Raw genomic sequence first — 20523 nt, forward strand, 5'->3', positions numbered from 1 at the left:
TACGTAGAGATTGAAGCCCCTCGGCAAAGGGGTGAAGGTCATCCGAAGGCGGTTCCCCGGCAAGGGAGCCGCCTTCAGTCATTTGAGAGCGAATGCATCCGCTAGCAGGCGATTTGAAAGGTTTGTGTGGTGGTGCTCGCGGCTTCGAGAGACCTTCAAGATGAAGGTCAGCTGGTGCTGGGCGGAGCACTGGAAACCCTCCCTCCAATGCCCTTCGGGGCGTGCTCAATAGTGTGTGCTCTAAAAGGTATGCCTGCAAGAGTGTACGCGTCAATGTACGTACCTCTGTGCACATCCGAATAGAATCGCGACCTGTGATGGTGTATCTCGGTGTGCGTCAAGTGGCGGAGCGAACCGGTCTCGCGCTTAACACCGTTAAGGCCTATGCCCAGGACACCCCCCGTCGGATGCCCAACCCAGACGCCATGATTGGCCGCGTCAAAGGATGGAAGACTCAAACGATTGACGTCTGGCATTCCGGCAAAACGGACTAGTTGTCACGCCGGTGTCACAAGTGGAGGAAAACTGCTGCGCAACACGGGCGAACACGCACGGGCAGCCGTGGACGCGTTAGGCCTGCTCAGTCGCGGTTTTCGGCGAACACCATGAACGCCTGCGAGTACCGGCGAACACGCGATTGGTCGCCTTGTAAGCGAGCGGTCGTCAGTTCAATCCTGACAGGGGGCTCTGAACTGCATTCGGCAGGAGAGATGCCCAACCCCTGAGCTACGGCCTATGGCGCCTGCTGATCTGGTATCTCAGACCAGATGACAACCTGGCTTGAGTTCTGCCGCTGTAATACCAACTCACAGTCCCATACACTTGGTTTGTGCAGCTAGACCGCTTCGCCAATAGTCCGGTCGGAGACCTCAGAGCCATCGCGGGAACTGATGGCCGCAACGGTGAGTCGTACTCGCACGCAGCATTCGTTGCTCATCCCCTCGGCAATGAGCCGGACCTGCAGGGAGCTACCTGGCGTGTTGTCACGCGAGCGAGTCGGGCTTTGGCGCACCTCGACCAGGCATCGCGTCAGGTCCCGAACCCTCGTGTGCTTCGCCGCCCGATGCTCAGTCGCGAAGCGCAGAGCACGTCCGCTTTGGAAGGGACCTTCGCCCCGATCGACCAAGTGCTGGGGGCCGATTCTGCGAACCGGGAAGAGCACGACGCCGCGCTCAACGAAGTGCTCAATTACGTGAGTGCGGCAGATGCGGCTTTCGACTATGTCGGCGAACACCGCTCGATTACAACGAGTTTGATCCAGTGGGCGCACCGTGAGCTCGTAAGCGGTACGCAGTCGGAGACTCCGGATGCGGGCCGTATCCGACAATGTCAAGTTGCTATCGGCAGCCCCGACGGAACGATCGAGTCCTCGAGATTCGTCCCCATGCCCCCCGGTGCCGAACTCGACGCCGCCCTTCGGGATCTTGTCGAGTGGATCAACAATGGCGGCCGCGACCGAGATCCCCTGATAGCTGCCGCGATGACGCACTACCAATTCGAGACGCTGCACCCGTTCAACGACGGCAACGGTCGTCTAGGTCGTCTGCTCATAGCGCTGCAACTCATGGTCGATAGGCTTCTTCAAGAGCCGCTGTTGAGTGTGTCGCCGTGGTTCGAGGCTCGCCGAGAGGACTACCAGGACGAACTGGTGAGGATGTCCGCGACCGGTGAATGGGACTCGTGGATAACGTTTTTCAGCTCAGGTGTAGAGGCGTCGGCAGTTGATACCGCGAACAGAATCAACCGTATGCTCGAGGCTCAACGCGACTATGTGCAACGTCTCCAGAACAGCAACTATCGGGGCGGCGTCGCCCGGGACATCGTCGAGGCACTTGTCGAATCACCGATTGTGCGCGTGCCGGCGTTGGCCCGCCGGTTCCACCGGACGCCGCAGGGGATCGACGTTGCCGTCAAGCGCCTGACATCGCTGGGGATTCTGGTCGGCCCGGTTGGCACCTACGGCCGGTACTACGTAGCGCCGGAAATCTATCGCGCGATTACGTCCCCCAATCCACAAGTCGGAATGAGGTAGCCCCCTACTCAGTCCGTCGCCCGTCGCGCGCGTGACGATCCATCGGTCACGACCCAAACGGGGAGGCCTGATGTTTCCGGAACGCATTCTGGATTGCCGCGGCACGAACTCGGTGCTGCAGCTCAAGCGGGTGAGCAAGACCTACTCCCGAGGCGGCGAGCAGGTGCAGGTGCTCGTCGACTTCGACTTCACGTTGGAAGCCGGCGAGTTCGTCGTCGTCACCGGGCCGTCGGGGGCCGGCAAGTCCACCCTGCTGCACATCGCCGGCGGGCTCGACGCACCGGACAGCGGCGACGTGACGGTGTCCGGCCAGGACTTGGGGTCGATGAGCAAGGGCGCACGCGCGGCGTTCCGGCGCCGCAACCTGGGCTTCGTATTCCAGTTCTTCAACCTGGTGCCCATGCTGACCGCCGTGCAGAACGTGTCGTTGCCGCTGGTCCTGGACGGGGTACCGGCCCGCGCTGCCGACGCACGCGCTGAAGAACTGCTGGAACGGGTCGGGCTGGCCGATCGGGCCCAGCACCGGCCCGCCGAGCTCTCGGGCGGACAGATGCAGCGGGTGGCGGTGGCGCGCGCGCTGGTGGCCCGGCCGCCACTCATCCTCGCCGACGAGCCGACCGGGAACCTGGACAGCCATTCCTCGGCCGAAGTGCTGGATCTCTTGCGGTCGCTGTCGACTGAGCACGGCGCGGCGGTGGTGATGGTGACACACGATCGGGCCGCGGCAGGCTACGGCAGTCGCGAAGTGCATCTCGTCGACGGGCGAGCGTGTGCACCCGATCCCGCACCGGCGGCGGAACGGTCATGGTGAGGCTGCGTGCCGGGTGGACGTCCTTCCGCCGCATCCACCTGACCGCGTTGGTCGCCGACTGGCGCCGGACGCTGCTCAGCGTGATCGGGGTGGCGCTCGGAGTGACCGTGGTACTCGGCGTCTTGATACTGAAGACCGAGATGACCCGGCCCTTCGACTCCTACGGCCCATCGCTGGCCCACGCCGCGAACACTGGAGTCATCGAGGTCACGCCGAAGGTCAGCGGCCGCCTGCCGCCCGACACCGTCAACCGGCTGCAGTCCGAAGTTGCGGGGGCGCAGGCCGTTGTTCCCGTGGTCGCCGCCTTGACGCCGGTCGACTTCCCGCACACCGCCGACGGGAGCCACGGATTCTTTCTGCTCGGTGGGACCTGCCAGGTCGAGCTGTTGATCGGCTCGTTCAATTGCGAGCAGCGCGCCCACGACGTCAAACCCGCCGACGGTCCCGGCGTCCCACTGCAGATGCCCACGGCCATCGCGCAGCGGCACGGCCTGAAACCCGGTGACCCATTGCGAATTCCGGGCCTGCCGCCGGGGGCGGCGCACCTGGGATCGACCTTTCCGGAATTCGACCGCGTCCAGGGCATCAACGACGGCTACGTGTTGTTCGCCCCTTCCGCCGAGATCGCCGCCAGCCTGCTGTCCTCACCCGGCTATGCGACAGCGGCGTTCGTCCTGCCGCGACCGGGGACAGCCGTAACGGCCGAGCTGGACCGCGTGATCGCCGGCGTCGCGACGGCCGGGCCGCCCCGACCGCACCTGCCGGCCGTATTCGAAAGCGGCGCACAGAGTTTGAATCTCACGATGCTGGCCGGCATCATCGTCGGCGTCCTCATCGCCGTCAACACCATCCTGCTGGCCATCGAGGACCGCCGAGCGGTGCTGGGCACCATCGGCGCGATCGGTGCCAGGCCCGTCGGCCTGTTCGGCGGGCTGCTCGGCGAAGGAACTGCAGTGGGGCTACTCGGCGGATTGTCAGGTGTACCAACCGGTTTCCTATTCGGGACCTACCTGGTGGACACGTTCGGGCGGTCGATGCTGGCCGGGTCCGGCGGCACCGTTGCGGCGCACTTCACACCGAGTCTGATACTGGCCGGGGCAGGCGCCGGGATCCTCTGCGGAATTCTCGCGATGATCGGACCGGCGACAAAGTCGTTCCGCGACGGACCATTGGCATCGATGGCCAGCGCCGGCGGAGTGCAGCGCGCCAGGAAGATCCCGTTCTGGCCGCTGATCGTGGGGGCCGGCTTACTGGCGGCCGCAACCGTTTTGATGAAAATCTTCGAGCGCGGGTCGCTGCCGCTGAACGTCGGCATCGATGGGTTGACGGTGGGCTTGTTCGGGATCGTCTTGGTGACGCTGTGGCTGGCCCCGCGCGGCGCCGGACTGTTGATCGAGTTGCTGACGGTCGCCCGTCCCGCGGTGGGACGTCTGCTGAATGCCGACTTTCGGCGTTACGCACTGTTGTTCGCGTTCTCCGCCGCGCTACTCGCCGAAGCCACCAGCTTGGCCATCGGCTCACACAGCATGCAGGTGCTGGGCGCCGGCCAGGTGGCCGCGCAGAAGAACGACCGGCTTCCCGCCTCGCTGATGATTACGGCCCAATCGGTGCTGGATCAACGGGACGGCCGGATCGCCGATTCCACCTTCGATTCGGTGACCAGCGCAACCGGCGGGCGTCCGGTGTCCTCGCGCTGGCGGTCCACGATCTCGTCGGGGGCGCTGTCGCGTCTGGTCGTCGGCGTGACGCCGGGTGATTGGTACAGCCAGGCGTTGTACGAGCCGGCCCAAACCGGTGCCGAGTTCTGGAATGCCTTGCAGCGCGGTGAGATCGGACTGAGCCAGATCGCTGCCAGCCGGCTCGGCGGGGTGCCGGGGGGCACCGTCGAACTGCCCACCGTCACCGGGTCGAAGCGATACCGAGTGGCTGGGATCTTTGACGCACGGATGGTCAACGACGCCGCAGTCGGCGACATCGTCTTGGCCTCTGAGAGTTCGGCGCGCAGTGACTGGGCGGCCGCGCGTGACCAGGTGGCGGTGGCCTATCGGTCCGCGGCGGAGGCAACCGCCCACCGCGACGATTTCCTGAATCTGGAGGCCGGGCTGTGGGTGTATGACAACCAACAGTGGCAGTCGGTGGCTGCCAAGGGGATCACCCGATTCTTGAAGCCGTTCACCATCGGGGGGTACCTGGTCATGACTGCCGCCGGCATAAGCCTGCTGAATGTGTTTGTGCTGGGACTCATTCAACGCAAACGTGAACGGTCCGCCTTGCGGGCGATCGGGATGACCTGTCGCCAGGAACAGGCCGTGATCATCGCCAACGCCGGGCTCCTCGGACTGCTCGTGTCGGGTGTCGCGGTTCTCGGAGGCGTGGGCCTGACGTACCTGTGGTCGATGGGGTCACCGGTGTTCTACGGCACCAGGATCGACTGGGGCGTGGTGCCATTGCCGCTGCGGACGGCTGTGGTGGCCGTGTTCCTGCTTGTCCTGGCCGCCGCGGTATATCCGGTGATTCATGCACGGCGGCTGGAAACCGTTGGGATACTGCGTACCAGCTGAGCCCTCAGCCGTGGATCTCACGGTGCAGGGACGGGATGTCGTCACCCGTACAGCGAAACCGGTGCATGCGCTCCCGAGCGGCAGGGTTCGACAGAGCCTCGAACTCCCTAGGCGGCAAGGACATCTGGAGAACCAGCCCGCGACCGTCCGCACCTTCCATCAGGGCGCCAAGACCCGCGACCGGCAATGCCAGCACCAGGGTGCAATACGACGTGAGCGCGCCCTCGAACTGGACTCGGTAGACACCGAAGCTACTCAGGTTCGTGACGAGCGGGTTCCAGCGGGCCGGATTGAAAGCTGTGGTTACGCAACGTGCTGCCTCCCACGCATTGGCAGCGTCGAGGAACTGCTGATTGATTCGCATGTCGCAGTGTTGATCGGCGAAGTGGTCCACGCCGTGGCGAATGCGTGCTGCAATCGCGCCGACTGTCTCTCCGCGTCGCACGTCGACGTTCAAGGTGGTCACGATGTTGCCGATCAGCATGGGATCGAGACCGCACCGATTCCGCACGTTCACGACGACCGCGAGACTGCGGCAATCCACCGCGGGATCCGCTCTCATGATGGCTTCGCAGACGTGCGCACAGACGACATCGTTGGCGGACAGCCGCATTCGGCCGCCGTACGCGCCGCGCATGCGGGCGAGCTCGTCGTCGCCGAAGTAGAAACTCAGCGTCCGTTGCTTCCTCGCGTCCTTCGCCAGGTACAGCGCACTGCGGGCGAGTTCTGCGAGCCCGAGGCTACGTACCCCGGGCTGGGAAGCGCCGTCCGCGGGCAGATGCTCATCGAGGTAGGCGGCCCGATCTTCGACCAGCAACGGTTTCGGAAGCGGCTTGTCGGCGGCCGCGGCGACCCAACCGTTCATCAAGTGCATCAAGGTCTGCATGTCGCCGACCGCGTGGTGCCAGGAAACCCCGATCGCGGTCGCGTCATCGCGGAGCTGCGTGACACGTACCTTGCACAACGGACCCAGGCCCCACCGGGCCGTGACGCCGTTCACCGGGTCGACCAGCCATAGTCCGTCGTCCCTCGTCGTGGAAAGGATCGCCTCGCGCAGGGTACGACCGGACGACACAACCGTGAACGGCACACCCTGCGCTTGGCATCGAATTCGCATCGGGCCGTTGAGCATCGACATCCGTCCGGCGAAGATCGGCAGGTTCGTGAGGGTGCGTGCGAATGCCTGGGTCAGCAGCGTCGTGTCCAGGGGCCGCTTGAAGAAGAAGACGACGTGGGTCGCCAAATTGGCCACGATGGTGTCGCCGACATTGCAGCGGACCTCCAGCCGTCGCGCGTTCGACGGTTTGATCAGCTGGGTCGACACCGGGCTACCTCCGACGATTCACCACTACGCGGCCACCCTGCCTGGGGGTGTGAGCGATCCCGCGGAACACCGACTTCTCGCCAGGGGCGGAGTCGGTCTCGACGCAGAAGTCCCGCAACACCGTGCGCAGCACAACATCCATTTCGGTGATCGCGAAATCAGCTCCGGGGCAACGTCGCTCACCACCACCGAAAGCCAGCCATGCTGAAGCCGCCGGGCGGGTGCCCGAGAACCTGCGCGGATCGAACCGTTCCGGGTCTGGGAAGATCTCTGGGTTTCGCTGGAGATCGGCGATCCGCACCAGCACCGTGCGCCCGTGCGGGATCCGCCAGGCGCCGAGCTCGAAATGCGGCGCCACGTCACGGCGACCCGCCACATCGAGTACGGTCCGCACGCGCAGCAACTCCAGGATCGTGGCCCGACGGAACTCACTGCCTCCCGCATCGACCTCGCGGACCAGATCAGCCAACACCTCTGGGTGACGCCGCAATCGCTCGAATGCCCAACCCAGCGCTGATGCGGTGGTTTCGTGTCCCGCCACGACGAAGGCCAACAGTTCGTCGCACATGTCCGTCCGGGACATCCCGGTTCCGTCGTCGTGCCGGACGCGCAGCAACGCTGCCAGGATGTCGTTGCGCTCGCCGCGATGCGGATCGCGCTGCGCCCCGTCGATGAGGCTGAATACGTTCTCGTCGAATACTTTTCGGAGCCGGTCGAGCCTGCCCCACGGGCTGTGACGTCGCGCCCAGGCCGGTGGTGCGGGCGCGAACGCCACGAGCTGCCCGAGTTTGATATACGGCGGGACGACCTCGCGCAACCGTTCGAGTTCCGGACCGTCGGCGCCGAAGACGGTTCGCAGGATCACGCTCAACGTGATCCGGTTCATGGGTTCGAGGGCCCGAAATTCCTTATTCTCTTGCCAATTCGCGGTTTCACGCAGCGTCTCGGCCTCGATGAGCTGTTCGTAGTCCCTCAGGCATCGGCCGTGAAACGCCGGCGCCAGTTGCCGGCGGCGGTCGCGGTGCCGTCTGCCCTCGATCCCGAAACTCGATCCCGGCCCGAACCAGTTGCTGAGGTTCGGTTGCACGTTGATCATCTGTTCGGGATCCGCGGTGTACACAGCGCGCGCGAGAGCCGGGTCGGAGACGACCACCGACCGGCCGAAGAATGGGACATTGATCTCGAAAATGCGTCCGTGCCGCCGGATCCAGTGGTGCATCGCCCGCCGGCGGAAGAATGCAAATGCCGCACCTTGTACGAGCTTCGGAAGGCGCACCGATGGCGGCGTCGGTATCGATGTGCCGCAAGATTCGAAACAGGCCGCATCGGTCAACTGGTGCCCCACCAGAAAACTGTCGCCCCCGTGCGTGAAGGTGAGTTGCGTAGTGCACTACTCGATCTCGGCGGTCCCGTACGCGGAAGTACGCAGCGCGGCCGAAATACGTGTGAAACATATGACCTTTATTTGAGTTCCCTATCCTCGTCCTGTGCTGGGCTTGACATTGCCGGTTGAATCAGTGGGTTGACGATTTACCAGATACGTACATAGGGGGTTGGGTGGACCAGGACGGGACGCCGTTCGGCCGGTACCGGTTGATCGAGCTCATCGGTCGCGGCGGCATGGGCGAGGTGTGGCGGGCGTACGACACCGAGACCTCACGGATCGTCGCCGTCAAGGTGCTGCCCGAGAACCTGGTTTCCGACCCGACCTTCGTGCAACGGTTCCGCCGGGAGGCACTGGCCGCCGCGGGACTCAACGACCCGCACGTCATACCGATCCACCACTTCGGCGAGATCGACGGCCGCCTCTACGTCGACATGCGGCTGATCAAAGGCCGCGACCTGCAGACCATCATCGCCGAAGGAGTGATGGAGCCGGCCCGCGCGGTGATGATCATCGAGCAGATCGCCTCGGCACTGCACGACGCCCACCAGATCGGGCTGGTACACCGCGACGTCAAGCCCTCCAACATTCTGGTCACGCCGAACGACTTCGCCTACCTGATCGATTTCGGGATCGCCAGCGTGGCCGGGGAATCGCGGATGACCAACACCGGCAGCGTGATCGGCACCTGGGCCTACATGGCGCCGGAGCGGCTGAGCAAAGGCCAGGCCGATCCCCGCAGCGACACCTACGCCCTCGCGTGTGTGTTGCACGAGTGCCTGACGGGCAGCCAGCCGTTCCCGGGCAACAGCCTGGAACAGCAGATCGGCGGCCATTTGGGTTTGCCGGCGCCCCGGCCGTCGGCGCTGCGGCACGGCCTGCCGGTGCAACTCGACGGGGTCATTGCGATCGGGATGGCCAAGAATCCCGAGCAGCGCTATTCGACTCCCACCGAGATGGCTGCGGCGGCCAAGGCGGCAATCACCCAGCCGACGGTGCTGCCCCCTCCTCCGCGGAATACCGACCCGGGCCAATCGGAAACGCAGCGGGTGCCGATCGCGCCGGGCGCCCCGAGTCAGCAGCGGAACTACTATCCGCCGACTCCGAACCGCGGCCCGTCCAACACCGACCCGACCCAGTACCGCTCATACGGCCCGACCGACAATCGGGGCGGCCAGTACGGTCCGTCCAGTCCCAGCCAATCCGGCGGCGGATCGGCGCAGAGCGGGCAGACCACCAAACCGGACCCCAAGCGTCGTCGCCTCATCCTGGCGGGCAGCATCGCGGCCGTCGTCCTGGTTGTCGCCCTGGTCGCCGGCTTCTTGATGACCAAGGGCGGCGGTTCGGGCGGTGGTGGCGCCGCGACGGCACAGCCGGCGAATACCGGCCCGCTGACCGGCACCTACACCCTGACGTTCGGCCCGAGCATCGACATTGCCGGCAGGGAGCAGCAAGGCAGCGAACCGGCCGGCAAGGAGACCTGGAAGCTGCGGTCGGTGTGCGGCGACAAAGGCTGCGTGGCTACCGCTGCGAGAAGCAGCGGAAACCTCAAGCACCCGACGACTCTGACATTCGACGACATCAGTGGACGCTGGGTCGCCGTCACCCTGGACACCGAACGGTGCGGTAACGAGGACATCGAAGAGTGGCATTGGGTCTACTTGCGGCCCCGGCCGGACGGCAGCATGTCCGGCGAATGGATCGACGATTCCGTCAAGTGCTACAGCAAACGGAGCGTGACGTTCACCAAGACCGGTGACGCGGACATCTCCAGCTTGCCCGACCCGGTCACCCTGCCGGCACGCGTGAAATCCCCGGCACTGGGGTTGCACGGGTTCTATCGCTCGAAATTCAGCACGGCGGCCGGCCAGGCCAGACCGGGCGACCAGGACTTCAGCGTCGACACCTTCTGCCTGCGCGCCGGCGACCGCTGCCTGAGCCGTTTCGTGCTGACCGATTTCAGCGACCACCAGCTGTTCATCTTCGCCAACAACGCTTGGACGGAGAATTCCGAGGAAGATGTGCCCTGCTCGGCCGGCGGGACGAGCCACGTGCGGGTCACGGGCGTGTTCCCGTTGGCCAAGGGAGCGCCCGACCCGATACAGACGCTGTCCGGACACGGCATGGAAGAGGCTTCGGGTAGCACCTGCAAGGGTGGCCCCTACGATCAGGTCTTCACCCGCATCAGGGACTGAGCCGGCCGCGGGGATTCATCCCGCCACCAGATCGTGGACGCGAACGACGACAGAACTCGTCGCGCGCCGACACCGCAAACCCCTTTAGAAAGTCCCAAGAAACTCACAAGGCGCGGTCCGCAGACTTCACTTCAACAGTTACACCCCTATCCGTTCACACCGAAGTGACCAAGCAGGCCAACATGAGCAACGACATCCAGACGATGTTCCTTCACGGCGACCGCGTCGCCTACCGCGACGAAGGCGCGGGTGAAGTGCTGCTGCTGATCCACGGTATCGGCGGCAGCTCGAAGAACTGGAACGCGATCATCCCGACGCTGTCCAAGAAGTTTCGCGTCATCGCACCGGATCTGCTGGGGCACGGTCAGACCGACAAGCCGCGCGGCGACTACTCACTGGGCGCGTTCGCGGTGTGGTTGCGTGACTTCCTCGACGCGTTGGGGATCCCCCGCGTCACGGTCATCGGTCACTCGCTCGGCGGCGGCATCGCAATGCAATTCACCCACCAGCACCGCGACTACTGCGAGCGGCTGATCCTGATCAGCAGCGGCGGTCTGGGCGCCGAAGTGAACCGAACCCTGCGGCTGATCTCGCTGCCCGGATCCGAGATCGTGTTGCGGCTGGCCTCGTCGCGGCCGATGATCGCTGCGCGCAAAGCGTTTTCGGCGCTGCGGTCCAGCGACGAGCACAAGTCCCGGCTGGGCGAGCACTGGGAAGCGCACGCCGCGTTGTCGAACCGGGAGAACCGGCTGGCGCTGCTGCGCACGTTGCGCGCCGTCGTCGACCGTCGCGGCCAGTTCGTCTGCGCGCTGAGCAAGCTGCACTTCAACGCCAACGTGCCGGTGCTGATCATCAGCGGCGACCAGGATCGCGTGATCCCCGTCTCGCACGCCTACGCGGCCCACGAAGCAATGCCACACAGCCGGCTGCACATCATCCCGGGTGTCTTCCACCACCCGCAGACCGAGCAGACCGACACCGTGGCGGGTCTCATCGACGATTTCATCGACGCGAACGGCGACTACACCAGCGCGGCGGTGTCCCTGGCCGACTGGTCGGCGGCGGCCGACTCGCGACGCGGCGGCCTGCGCTCCCGCGCGGTGATGCAACGCATCAGCCGTCGTCGCTCGCGCCGACACCTGCAGGCGGTGCCGGCAGCCAGCTGAACCCGCTGCGGTGGAACGGATTTCGCTGCGGTCAGGGGACCGGGACGGGCAGCAGCGGGATGTCGCCCTGCAACGCGTCGACCACATCCTCGACCACCGCGAACGGGAAACCGATGGTGGCCGTGGCGACTTCGTCGATACCGTCGCGAACCGCCGTGACGATCGCCGTGGGATCTCCGGAGAGCAGCGACATCCCGATGTCCCAGGCCGCGTACTGCGGCGCGGTGATCAGGTTGCGCCAGTCGACGAAGAGTGCGGTCGGCAGGTTCGCGGGCCCGACCGGGATGCCTTCCCAACTCACCAGCGTCCAGCCGCCCCGCGGGTCGCCCTGCACCACCACGGTGCCGGTGTTCTCGGGGAAGTGGGTGAGCATGAGCAGGAAATCGGGATTGTTCACGTTCATCATCGTCCCGACGGCCATGGTGAACGCGCTGGTGTAGGCCGCCGACGTGATATTGCCGTCCGCCGCCACCTGAATCGGGGGCGTCAGGGCATGGTTGTAGATCGTTTCCAGCGCGCCGGTGAAGTGCTGGTTGAAGACGATCCCGTTGAAGTCGGAGGAACCCGGCGCGAGCATCGGCATCAACGGGAATCCGAACATCCAGGCGATCGGGCTGGCCAGATAGAGCAGGCCGGCGGGACTGATCTGCGGTAAGCCGTCGAACACTCCGGCGCTGATCTCGTTGAGTCCGGGCAGGACTTGCACGTTTGACCCCGGGAGCATGCCGGCCAGCGCCGCCGCGGTTTCCTGAGTCCTGGTCAGCTGCGACGCGAAGATGCCGGCGTAGGGGGCGTTCGGTGCCAGGATGTTTGCGACGGCCGTGGCCTGCTGTTGACCGAGGGCGGTGAGGGATACCCCCGGGATGGCCGTGTCGATCCAGCCTTCCAGGTTGGCCGAGGTCTGCCCGTGCCGCACCAGATCGATGACGATCGACTGGCCGCTGGCGGTATCGCCGAAAGACCCGGTGCCGATGAACAACCCCGCGCGGCCGACGGGGGCGCCAGCTGCGCCGGGGCCGCCGTTGCCGAAGAAGAAGGCCTGGCCACCCGCGCCGCCGGTGCCACCGGCACCGCCCGCACCGCCGTTACCCATCAGCCAGCCGCCGAAGCCGCCCGCACCGCCGGTTGCGCCGCCGAAGCCGGCACCGCCGGCACCGCCGTTGCCGATCAGCCCGGCGTGCCCGCCGTTGCCGCCGACGGCGACACCTGCGGTGGGTGAATAACCGGCCCCGCCGTCGCCGAACAGCAGTCCCCCGGCGCCGCCGGTGGGTGCGGTCGCCGTCCCCGCAGCGCCGTTGCCGATCAGCGGGCGCCCGAGCAGCATGTTGGTGGGCGCGTTGACAATTGGATCCAGCGCCTGGCCGAACGGGCTGCCGATCCACGCCTGTCCGGCCGCGCGGACCGGGCCGTAGACCGCCGTCTGGAACGCGTCGGCCGCGGCGACGCGCAACGACGTGACGATCTGCGCCTCCGCGCCGGCGTAGGCGGCCGCCGCCGTATTGAGCGCACCGGTGAACTGCTGGTAGTACGTGGCGGCCTGCGCCGCGGCCGCTTGATACTGCTGGGCGTGCGTGCCGAACAACGATGCGACGGCGGTCGAAACTTCGTCGGCGGCCGCGGCCATTACCTCGGTGGTCGGGAGGGCCAATGCGGCCGAGAGAGGAGCGGCGTCGGCCGCGGCTGCCGCCAGCATGTCCGGCGCGACAAGCACAAATGACATCGCCTACCCCCGTTGGTATCGCGTATTAGACATGATCGCGCGGGGGGCGGGAAAAGACGGGGATATCGAAGAATTCGCTATTTGCTCTTACGGGACAGGAAGGCCCGCATATGGTGTTGCGGCTCCCCCGTCAGGAACGCCTGACCGACCTGTTCGACGCTGTCCTCGATCGCCGCGTGCACCGACATGTCGAACCACTTGTTGAGCAAGCGCTTCTGCTGGCGGACGGCGTGCGGACCGAAACCGGCCAGTCTCGAAGCGAGTTCGCCGATGCGGGTGTCCAGTGCCGACGGCGCGACGACTTCGTGCACCAGACCCCAGGTGGCGGCCGTGTCGGCGTCGATCGTCTCGCCCGTCAGCAACAGCCACGACGAATGCGACGCCCCGATCAATGCCGGCAGCAGCGCCGCGTGGATCACCGACGGTATTCCGACGGCCACCTCCGGCATCCCGAATCCGGCGCCGGACTCGGCGACGCGCAGGTCGCACGACGCCGCGACTTCCAGTCCTCCGCCGAGGCACCAGCCCGCCAGCCGGGCGATGACCGGGACGGGACATTCCCGGATCGCCTCGCACAGACCCGCGAGTCGGCGGATGAACACCTCGGCGCTGGACGGTTCGAGGGTGACCATCTCGTTGATGTCGGCGCCGCCGATGAACGCCTTGTCCCCCGAGCCGCGCAGCACGACCACCCGCACGTCGTCACCGACCGCACGGAATGCATCGGTGAGTTCCGAGATCGCTTGACTGCCAATGATATTCAGCGGCTTGGAGTTGATCAGCCCGATGGTGGCCACACCGCCGTCGGTGCCGTATTCGACGAGGGTGTCGCCCATGCTCAGGAGGCGCTCTCCAACTCGTCGAGTGCCTCGCCGGTGTAGACGGCCAGTCGCTGCAGATGGGGCAGGGTGTCGCGACACCCGATGAACCCGAAGTTCATCGTGCTGGCATAGCTCTGCAGGGTGATGTTGAGGGCCTGGCTGTGCCCCACCAACGAAACCGGGAACGACGCCTCCATCCGACAGCCCCGGAGGTAGAGCGGGTCCTGGGGACCCGGCACGTTGCTGACACAGAGGTTGAACGTGTCGGGCCAAGGCGTCTTGACCTTGGTGAGCGAACCGGCCACCTGCAGCACGAACGGGGCCAACAGGGCAGTGGTGTACGCCAGGATCGCGTCCTTGTTCATCTTCGACAATTCGGCCTTGGCTACCCGGGTGGTGGCGGTGATGGTGTGCAGACGCTCGATCGGGTCTGCGATGTCGGTGCCCAGCGTGCCGAGGATTGCCGCGACGGCGTTGCCGCCCCCCTCGTCGTCCTTGGGTCGCACGTTGACCGGCAACATCGCGATCAACGGTTTGTCCGGTAGCTCGCCCAACTCGTCGAGAAACCTGCGCAGGCTGCCCCCGACGATCGTCAACGCGACGTCGTTGACCGTCGAGTCATTCTGCTTCCCAATGCTTTTCAGCCGATCCAGCTGGTAGTGCTGGGTGGCGAAACGGCGGTTGCGGCTGATCCGCGTGTTCAGGATGGACCGCGGTGCCTGCGCCGAACCGATCAGGTTGCGGTACTCGTTGTCGTTGCGCAGTTGGGTGTTCACGATGGCCTTGGTCAGATCCAGCGTGGAGCGTCCCGCACCTGCGACGGACCCGAGCACGCCGCCCACCCCGCTCACCACGCCACCCAGATTGGTGACCAGACCGCCCAGGGTGCCCAGCACGCTGCTGGTCAGGCCGTTGCCGGATTCGTCCTTCGCCGCGGGCACCCGTCCGGGGGTGGGGATGTTGAAGAAGAGGGGATGCGTGGTGTCGTGGGGGTCGGTAGACAGGCTGCGCGCCAACATCTTCTGGCCGGTGTAGCCGTCGACCAACGCGTGGTGCATCTTGACGTAGATGGCGAACCGTCCGTCTTCGAGTCCCTCGATGAAATGCATCTCCCAAGGAGGCCGGCGCATGTCGAGGGCGTTACTGTGCAACCGCGACACCAGGATTCCGAGTTCGCGTTCATCACCGGGGCTGGCCAACGCCGAACGTCGCACGTGGTAGTCGAGGTCGAACTTGTCGTCGTGGACCCAGGATTGAATCGGGCTGCGCAGCAGGTCAGGATGGCTCAGTTTCAGATTCCACGGCTCGACCACCTCGTTGGCCTTGCTCTCGTCGACCAACTGACGCAAGAAGTCGTTCGGCGCATCCGGGGGCGGGGTGAACGGCATCAGTCCACCGACGTGCATCATCGTGCTCGCGGTTTCGCCGTAGAGGAACAACATGTCTTGCGGCCCTAGCCGCCTGGCCGTCTTGCTCACGCACCACTCCTTTGGATGAACAGGCTCCCGCTTGTGACCGTAGTCCAAATGAGTTCGGTTGACCCTAGCTCGTATTCACGGCTACAAACCGAAGGCAGGGCAGCAGGCTTCGGGGTCAGCAGGAGACCCCCGGGGCATGTGTCTATCCCGAGCCCAGCGGGACGCTGTTCGCCGCGTGCCTCGATGGCCGAGCTGTCGCAACTGCCCGTGCGGCATGGGTGTCCGGGCCACCCTCGGCCACTGACAGAACACGTTGCGGCGCAGCTGGATTCGTTGTGCCGGCAGGTCTGGTGGATCTGGGTGGCCATGGCGGGGATGAATCCACCGCTGCGGGCAACGGGTGTGCGATACCCCTGCTTGGACCGTCAGGCCAGCTCGATTGCCAAAGTGACTGCCCCGCAAAATCTTTGCCACCGATTTACATGGCATCGGCTGCTGAACAAGCAGACCGGGATAGCGGTCCGGCCCGGACAGATTTTTCTGCCGATGCGCAGGCAGCCCGCATTGAGACGACCCGAAACTTCCGGGTTTACGAATCGCTGAACGGAATGGATGCCTGTCTTATTTGTGAAAACTCTATGAGTTGATGGCAAATAGCGGTAAATTTGCCAGCGGGGGGCCCTCCAGTACGAGCGGGCTCCCGGGGCACGAAGGAGAACAGCGGTGAAGCGTGGAGTCCTCGTCGGAGTAGCCGGTGTTGCCATAGTTGCTGTGAGTTGCGCAGGATGTTCCAGCAACAAATCCGATAAGGGTGCGCCCAACACCGCACCAGCGGCCCCGGCCGGCCCTCAGGTAATCGTCGACGGTCAGAGCCAGAATGTCAGTGGCGCGATCACCTGCACGCCGGCCGGGAACAACATCAACATCGGCATCGGCGACGCGGCCAATGGGATCGGTGCGGTCGTCAGCAAAGACAATCCGCCCATCGTCCACGCGGTGGGGCTGGGCGCCGTCAACGGCGTGGTGCTCGGTTATTCCGATGCAGCCCCAGGCCAGGGCGGCTCCGCAGGGGCCGCGGTGAGCGGCAAGTATTACCAGATCAAGGGCACTGCGACCGGCGCGGACGTCAGCAACCCAGCGCAGCCGAAGACGCTCACGAAGTCATTTGAGCTGGACGTGACCTGCCCGTAGCGCGGACCTACCAGACATCGTGCGGGCCGAAGCCCGAGAGGGGATGCAGCTAATGTCCATCAAACGAGTGGCCGCAGCTGCGGCAGTCGCGGCGGGTCTCGGTATGACCGCGACGGCATTCAATGCGGGTTTCGCCAGCTCGGCTCCGCAAGACCCGTGCCCTAATTGGGACAGAGCCTGTCAGAGCCGCAACTCGACCCCCGCCCCCAGCCCCAACCCGGGACCGGGTTACGGGGGCGGCGGATCCGTGCCGCCGCCGGGATCTTCCGTGCCGGGTGCCGGCACTCCTCGGCCGACGACCACCAAGCCGCCGGGTACCACACCCCGCACCACGGCGCCGCCGGCGAGCACGACGAACCAACCCAGCACCACGCCTTGGAGTTCGCCGCCGCCCACGACCACCACGAGCCCGTGGAACGGGACACCGGCACCCACGACCACCACTAGCCCGTGGAACGGGACACCGGCACCCACGACCACCACGAGTCCGTGGAACGGGACACCGGCACCTACCACCACGGGGAGCCCGTGGAACGGGACACCGGCACCTACCACCACGGGGAGCCCGTGGAGTGGATCGCCGGCGCCCACCACGTCTGGTCCGTGGGGCTCGACGACTCAGGGCGGTGATCGGTCCTCCTATCCGTCCACCACTCGCCCGGTGCTCGACGCACCGACCACTCAACCGCCGCACCCGCCGTATATTCCGCCGCGCGGCGGAATCCCACGTGGCACGGTGCAGATTGGCGGCCCCATCGACCTGCCGGTCGGGTTCTACGTCCCAGGCCGCGGAGCACCACCACCGCCGCGACAGAGCGGCTACGGATGGAACAACGGTCCGGCGCCCGGCCACCCGCCGCCCAATTGGGAAGGACCGGCGCCCTCGAATGGCTGGGACGGCGCGCCGCCACCCGGCGGTTGGAACCGCCCGTGGGAGGGGCCGACGCGTGACGTCGGCTATGGCCAGCAGTATTTCGCGCCGTTCAACTACAACTCGTATAGCGTCGTTCCGGTCTTCAACTGGCAATACGGTGGTTGGGGTTACTGGTTCATGGGCTTGTGGGTGCCGCTGTACTGATTGAACGGGGATGACGGGACGCCGCTGGCGGGGTGTCCGGTCATCGGACGTGCCGGGCCAGGAAGTCCAGAACAGCCCCGGCGAACACGTCATTGCGGTCGCCGGCGACCATGTGTCCCGCACCCCGCACGTCGGTGAATTCGACCTGCGGGAAACGCGCGAGGAACTCGTCGGCGCGCTCTTGGCTGACCAAATCGCTCACCTGCCCGCGCACCAGCAGCATTGGCAGACCGGTGCGCAAGATCGCTTCCACAGCGGCATGCATGCGGTCGGCGTCGGTGACCTCGAAGGGCGGGAAAGCCGCTGTGCCGCTGATGAACTGGGGATCCCAGTGCCAGTACCAGCGGTCGCCGCGGCGGCGCAGATTGGTGGTCAGCCCGTCCAGGTCGGTAGGTCGAGGGCGGTGCGGGTTGTACTCGGCGATGGCGTCGGCGACCTCCTCGAGTGAGGCGAATCCCGATTCCACCCGGTCGGACATGAAGGCGTGTATGCGGTCCGCCCCCGATTGCTCCATGTTCGGCACGATGTCGACGAGCACCACGGCACTGGCGATACCCGGGGCGATTTCGCCGGCCAGCAGCATCGAGGTGAACCCGCCCAGCGAAGCGCCGACCAACACCGGATCCGGCGGCAGATCGCGCAGCACCTCGACGACGTCGGCGGCAAAGGTGACCACGCGGTAGTCGCCTTCCTCGGACCAGTCCGACTCACCGTGGCCCCGCAGGTCGACCGTGACGGCCTGAAATCCGCGCTGTGCCACGGCTGCCGCCACCCGGCCCCACGAACGTCGGGTCTGCCCGCCGCCGTGCAAGAACACCACGGCACGCGCCCGCGGGTCGCCTTGGCGGTCGGAGACGATGCGAACACCACCCGGTCCGTGGGTAACAAACGGTTGCGCTGCCGTCGCCATCAACGAATGGTAAGACGCCCTAACTGGAACGCGTTACAGTACGGGCCCGCCGATCCCGCAGTCGGCGCATGATAGCCAGCCGTTCCCCGTCGCGTCCCGGTGCGAACAGCGGGATGACGACCGCCGCGACGGCGACGATGAGGGCCAGGACGGCGTAGGACGAACTGCTCGCCGACACGAACGCCTCCCTGCTGCGTTCGGCGAGCTGAAGCCCGTGCGGTCCCAGTTGCTGGGCGACGGCCAGCGCCTTGGACAGCGAATCTGATGCCGGCCCGCGCAGTTGGTCGGGATAGTCGCCGAGGGCGGTCGCGATGTGGTGGCTGTAGCTCCCCGCGAGGATGGAACCGGCCAGCGCGATACCCAGCGCACCGCCCACCTCGCGGGTCGCGTCGTTGACCGCGGACGCCACGCCCTGTTTCTGGTCCGGCGCGGCCGACATTATCGCTGAAGTCGTTGGCGCCGTTGCCAATCCGAACCCGGTCGCAATCACCATGAGCGGCCAGCACACCTGCAGATACGACGAGTCGGCGTCCAGCATGCACATACACAGGAAGCCGACCGAGACCAGCACCATGCTGGCGAACACCACCACCCGTAGTCCCAGCTTGGGGACGTACCACGACGACAGCGCCGAGAGCGTCAGCAGCGGTAAACCCATGGGGCTCAAGGCAATCGCGGCCACCAGCGCGGAGTAACCCTTGACCTGCTGCAGGTACTGCACCACCAGGAAGAAGAGCGCGAAGGTGGCCATGAACACGACCGTGATGGCGGCCGCGCCGGTGCCGAAGTTCGGGTTGCCGAACAACCGGATGTCGAGCAGCGGCTGGGGCCGCCGGAGCTCGATCCAGCCGAACACGACCGCAAGCACCGATCCGGCGATCAGACAACCGAAGACCCGCGGATCGCTCCAACCGTGTGCGGGTGCCTGCAGGATGCCGAACACGAATACCGCCACCGCCGCCCCGATGGTCAGCGCACCTGGCACGTCCAAGCGCGGGGCGTGGGCGTCGCGGGACTCGGCGATCGTCAGGGTCGCCGCGAACACCACCAGTCCGCCGATGGCCAGCGTCCAGAAGATCGACCGCCAGTCGAAGAACTCGATCAGCAACCCGGTACCGATCAAACCGAACAGGCCCGCCGTCCCGGCGACCCCGGCCCAGATTCCCACCGCCTTGGTGCGCGCTTCCGGCGGGTAGGCGACGGTCAACAACGACAACGTCGCCGGCATGACGAACGCCGCTCCCGCTCCGGCCAGCCCGCGCGCGGCGATGATCTGCACCGGACTGTCGAAGACCAGCGGCGCGGCCGATGCGATCGCGAAGATCGCCACGCCGACCAGTAGGGCGCTGCGCCGGCCGTACCTGTCGCCGATGGCCCCGGCAGGCAGCAGCAGGCACGCCAGCAACAGCGTGTAACTGTCCACTATCCAGGTCAGCTGCGTCTGGGTGGCCGCGGTCGCCAACGCGATGTCGCTGAGCGCGGTGTTCAGCGAAACCATCGACGCGATGACGAGCGCGACGCCCGTGCACGCGATGAACAATGTCCAGCTTCGGCGCCCGCGGGAACCTTGCGTGAACGCGTCGGGGGGTGATTGTTCGGACCGGTTCAGGGTTCTGACCGCGAAATCAGTCATCGGCCCGCTTCCTCTTGTTGGACAGGAGCTAAACAAGACTGTCAGTCTCTGAACGAGACTAGTAGTCTCAGTACCCGCCCGACTACTCGCGGAAACAGATCAGGTTCGTGAACCGCCGGGCACTCGATCCCTCAGCCACCGAACGATCCTGCTCACCGGATTTCCCGACGAGCGCTGGGAATCCTTGATCCTGTTCAGGGTCTGCTCGCCCTCCGCGGCGTAATCCTTGACCGTTTCGTCGCCTTCTTCAGCGCGCATCTACCAATGCCTCCGTTCTCG

The 20523-nt window shown here is 65.8% G+C and carries 15 protein-coding genes; 7 read left to right on the forward strand and 8 right to left on the reverse strand.

The genetic code is table 11. The features are described from left to right. Positions 1 to 829: 829 nt before the first annotated feature. The 3 genes from AC5Y47_RS09245 (at position 830) to AC5Y47_RS09255 (ending at position 5404) form a co-directional block, all read left to right on the forward strand. Complete coding sequence (locus AC5Y47_RS09245; RefSeq protein ID WP_499943623.1) at positions 830 to 2032, forward strand: Fic family protein; 1203 nt, start codon at positions 830 to 832, stop codon at positions 2030 to 2032. A 70-nt stretch (positions 2033 to 2102) separates the two neighbouring features. Beyond that, positions 2103 to 2843 carry an ABC transporter ATP-binding protein gene (locus AC5Y47_RS09250; RefSeq protein ID WP_499943624.1) on the forward strand — a complete coding sequence of 247 codons (741 nt, stop codon included), beginning with the start codon at positions 2103 to 2105 and terminating at the stop codon, positions 2841 to 2843. Then, positions 2837 to 5404, forward strand: coding sequence for an ABC transporter permease (locus AC5Y47_RS09255; protein WP_499943625.1), 2568 nt, complete (start codon positions 2837 to 2839; stop codon positions 5402 to 5404). Before AC5Y47_RS09250 ends, AC5Y47_RS09255 begins: the two co-directional genes overlap by 7 nt. Before the next feature lie 4 nt (positions 5405 to 5408). Here the strand turns inward: AC5Y47_RS09255 and AC5Y47_RS09260 are convergent, their stop codons facing one another. Both AC5Y47_RS09260 and AC5Y47_RS09265 read right to left on the reverse strand, forming a co-directional pair. Further along, positions 5409 to 6728: an acyltransferase gene (locus AC5Y47_RS09260; RefSeq protein ID WP_499943626.1), complete on the reverse strand. Its 1320-nt coding sequence runs from the start codon at positions 6726 to 6728 to the stop codon at positions 5409 to 5411. A 4-nt stretch (positions 6729 to 6732) separates the two neighbouring features. Beyond that, the gene (locus tag AC5Y47_RS09265; protein WP_499943627.1) at positions 6733 to 7947 is read right to left on the reverse strand and encodes a cytochrome P450; all 1215 of its coding nucleotides are present in this window, start codon (positions 7945 to 7947) and stop codon (positions 6733 to 6735) included. Between the two features lie 338 nt (positions 7948 to 8285). On the opposite strand from AC5Y47_RS09265, the gene AC5Y47_RS09270 reads away from it, so the two are divergent. Together AC5Y47_RS09270 and AC5Y47_RS09275 are read left to right on the forward strand one after the other, a co-directional pair. After that, the gene (locus tag AC5Y47_RS09270) at positions 8286 to 10307 is read left to right on the forward strand and encodes a serine/threonine-protein kinase (protein ID WP_499943628.1); all 2022 of its coding nucleotides are present in this window, start codon (positions 8286 to 8288) and stop codon (positions 10305 to 10307) included. A 182-nt stretch (positions 10308 to 10489) separates the two neighbouring features. Continuing rightward, positions 10490 to 11473, forward strand: coding sequence for an alpha/beta fold hydrolase (locus tag AC5Y47_RS09275; RefSeq protein ID WP_499943629.1), 984 nt, complete (start codon positions 10490 to 10492; stop codon positions 11471 to 11473). A 31-nt stretch (positions 11474 to 11504) separates the two neighbouring features. Here AC5Y47_RS09275 and AC5Y47_RS09280 read toward each other — a convergent pair whose 3' ends face one another. The 3 genes from AC5Y47_RS09280 to AC5Y47_RS09290 all read right to left on the reverse strand — a co-directional run bounded on the left by AC5Y47_RS09280 (position 11505) and on the right by AC5Y47_RS09290 (position 15492). Beyond that, positions 11505 to 13193, reverse strand: a complete 1689-nt coding sequence (locus AC5Y47_RS09280) for a PE domain-containing protein (protein ID WP_499943630.1) — start codon at positions 13191 to 13193, stop codon at positions 11505 to 11507. Positions 13194 to 13270: 77 nt separating this feature from the next. Next, the gene (locus AC5Y47_RS09285) at positions 13271 to 14029 is read right to left on the reverse strand and encodes an enoyl-CoA hydratase (RefSeq protein ID WP_499943631.1); all 759 of its coding nucleotides are present in this window, start codon (positions 14027 to 14029) and stop codon (positions 13271 to 13273) included. A 2-nt stretch (positions 14030 to 14031) separates the two neighbouring features. Further along, positions 14032 to 15492 carry a WS/DGAT/MGAT family O-acyltransferase gene (locus AC5Y47_RS09290; protein WP_499943633.1) on the reverse strand — a complete coding sequence of 487 codons (1461 nt, stop codon included), beginning with the start codon at positions 15490 to 15492 and terminating at the stop codon, positions 14032 to 14034. Between the two features lie 663 nt (positions 15493 to 16155). Here AC5Y47_RS09290 and AC5Y47_RS09295 point away from each other — a divergent pair. Together AC5Y47_RS09295 and AC5Y47_RS09300 are read left to right on the forward strand one after the other, a co-directional pair. After that, on the forward strand, positions 16156 to 16623 hold the full coding sequence (locus AC5Y47_RS09295; RefSeq protein WP_499943634.1) for a lipoprotein LpqH: 468 nt from the start codon (positions 16156 to 16158) through the stop codon (positions 16621 to 16623). Between the two features lie 103 nt (positions 16624 to 16726). Further along, a complete protein-coding gene (locus AC5Y47_RS09300) occupies positions 16727 to 17701 on the forward strand; it encodes an MAP_0585 family protein (RefSeq protein WP_499943685.1) in 975 nt (324 codons plus the stop codon). 40 nt (positions 17702 to 17741) lie between these two features. Here AC5Y47_RS09300 and AC5Y47_RS09305 read toward each other — a convergent pair whose 3' ends face one another. The 3 genes from AC5Y47_RS09305 to AC5Y47_RS09315 form a co-directional block, all read right to left on the reverse strand. Next, positions 17742 to 18611: an alpha/beta fold hydrolase gene (locus AC5Y47_RS09305; protein WP_499943635.1), complete on the reverse strand. Its 870-nt coding sequence runs from the start codon at positions 18609 to 18611 to the stop codon at positions 17742 to 17744. A gap of 19 nt (positions 18612 to 18630) precedes the next feature. Continuing rightward, entirely contained in the window at positions 18631 to 20244 is a 1614-nt protein-coding gene (locus AC5Y47_RS09310; protein ID WP_499943636.1) for an MFS transporter, read from the reverse strand. Positions 20245 to 20343: 99 nt separating this feature from the next. Beyond that, positions 20344 to 20502, reverse strand: a complete 159-nt coding sequence (locus AC5Y47_RS09315) for a hypothetical protein (RefSeq protein ID WP_499943637.1) — start codon at positions 20500 to 20502, stop codon at positions 20344 to 20346. Between the last annotated feature and the right edge of the window lie 21 nt (positions 20503 to 20523).

This window comes from Mycobacterium sp. NGS22 (assembly GCF_059813095.1).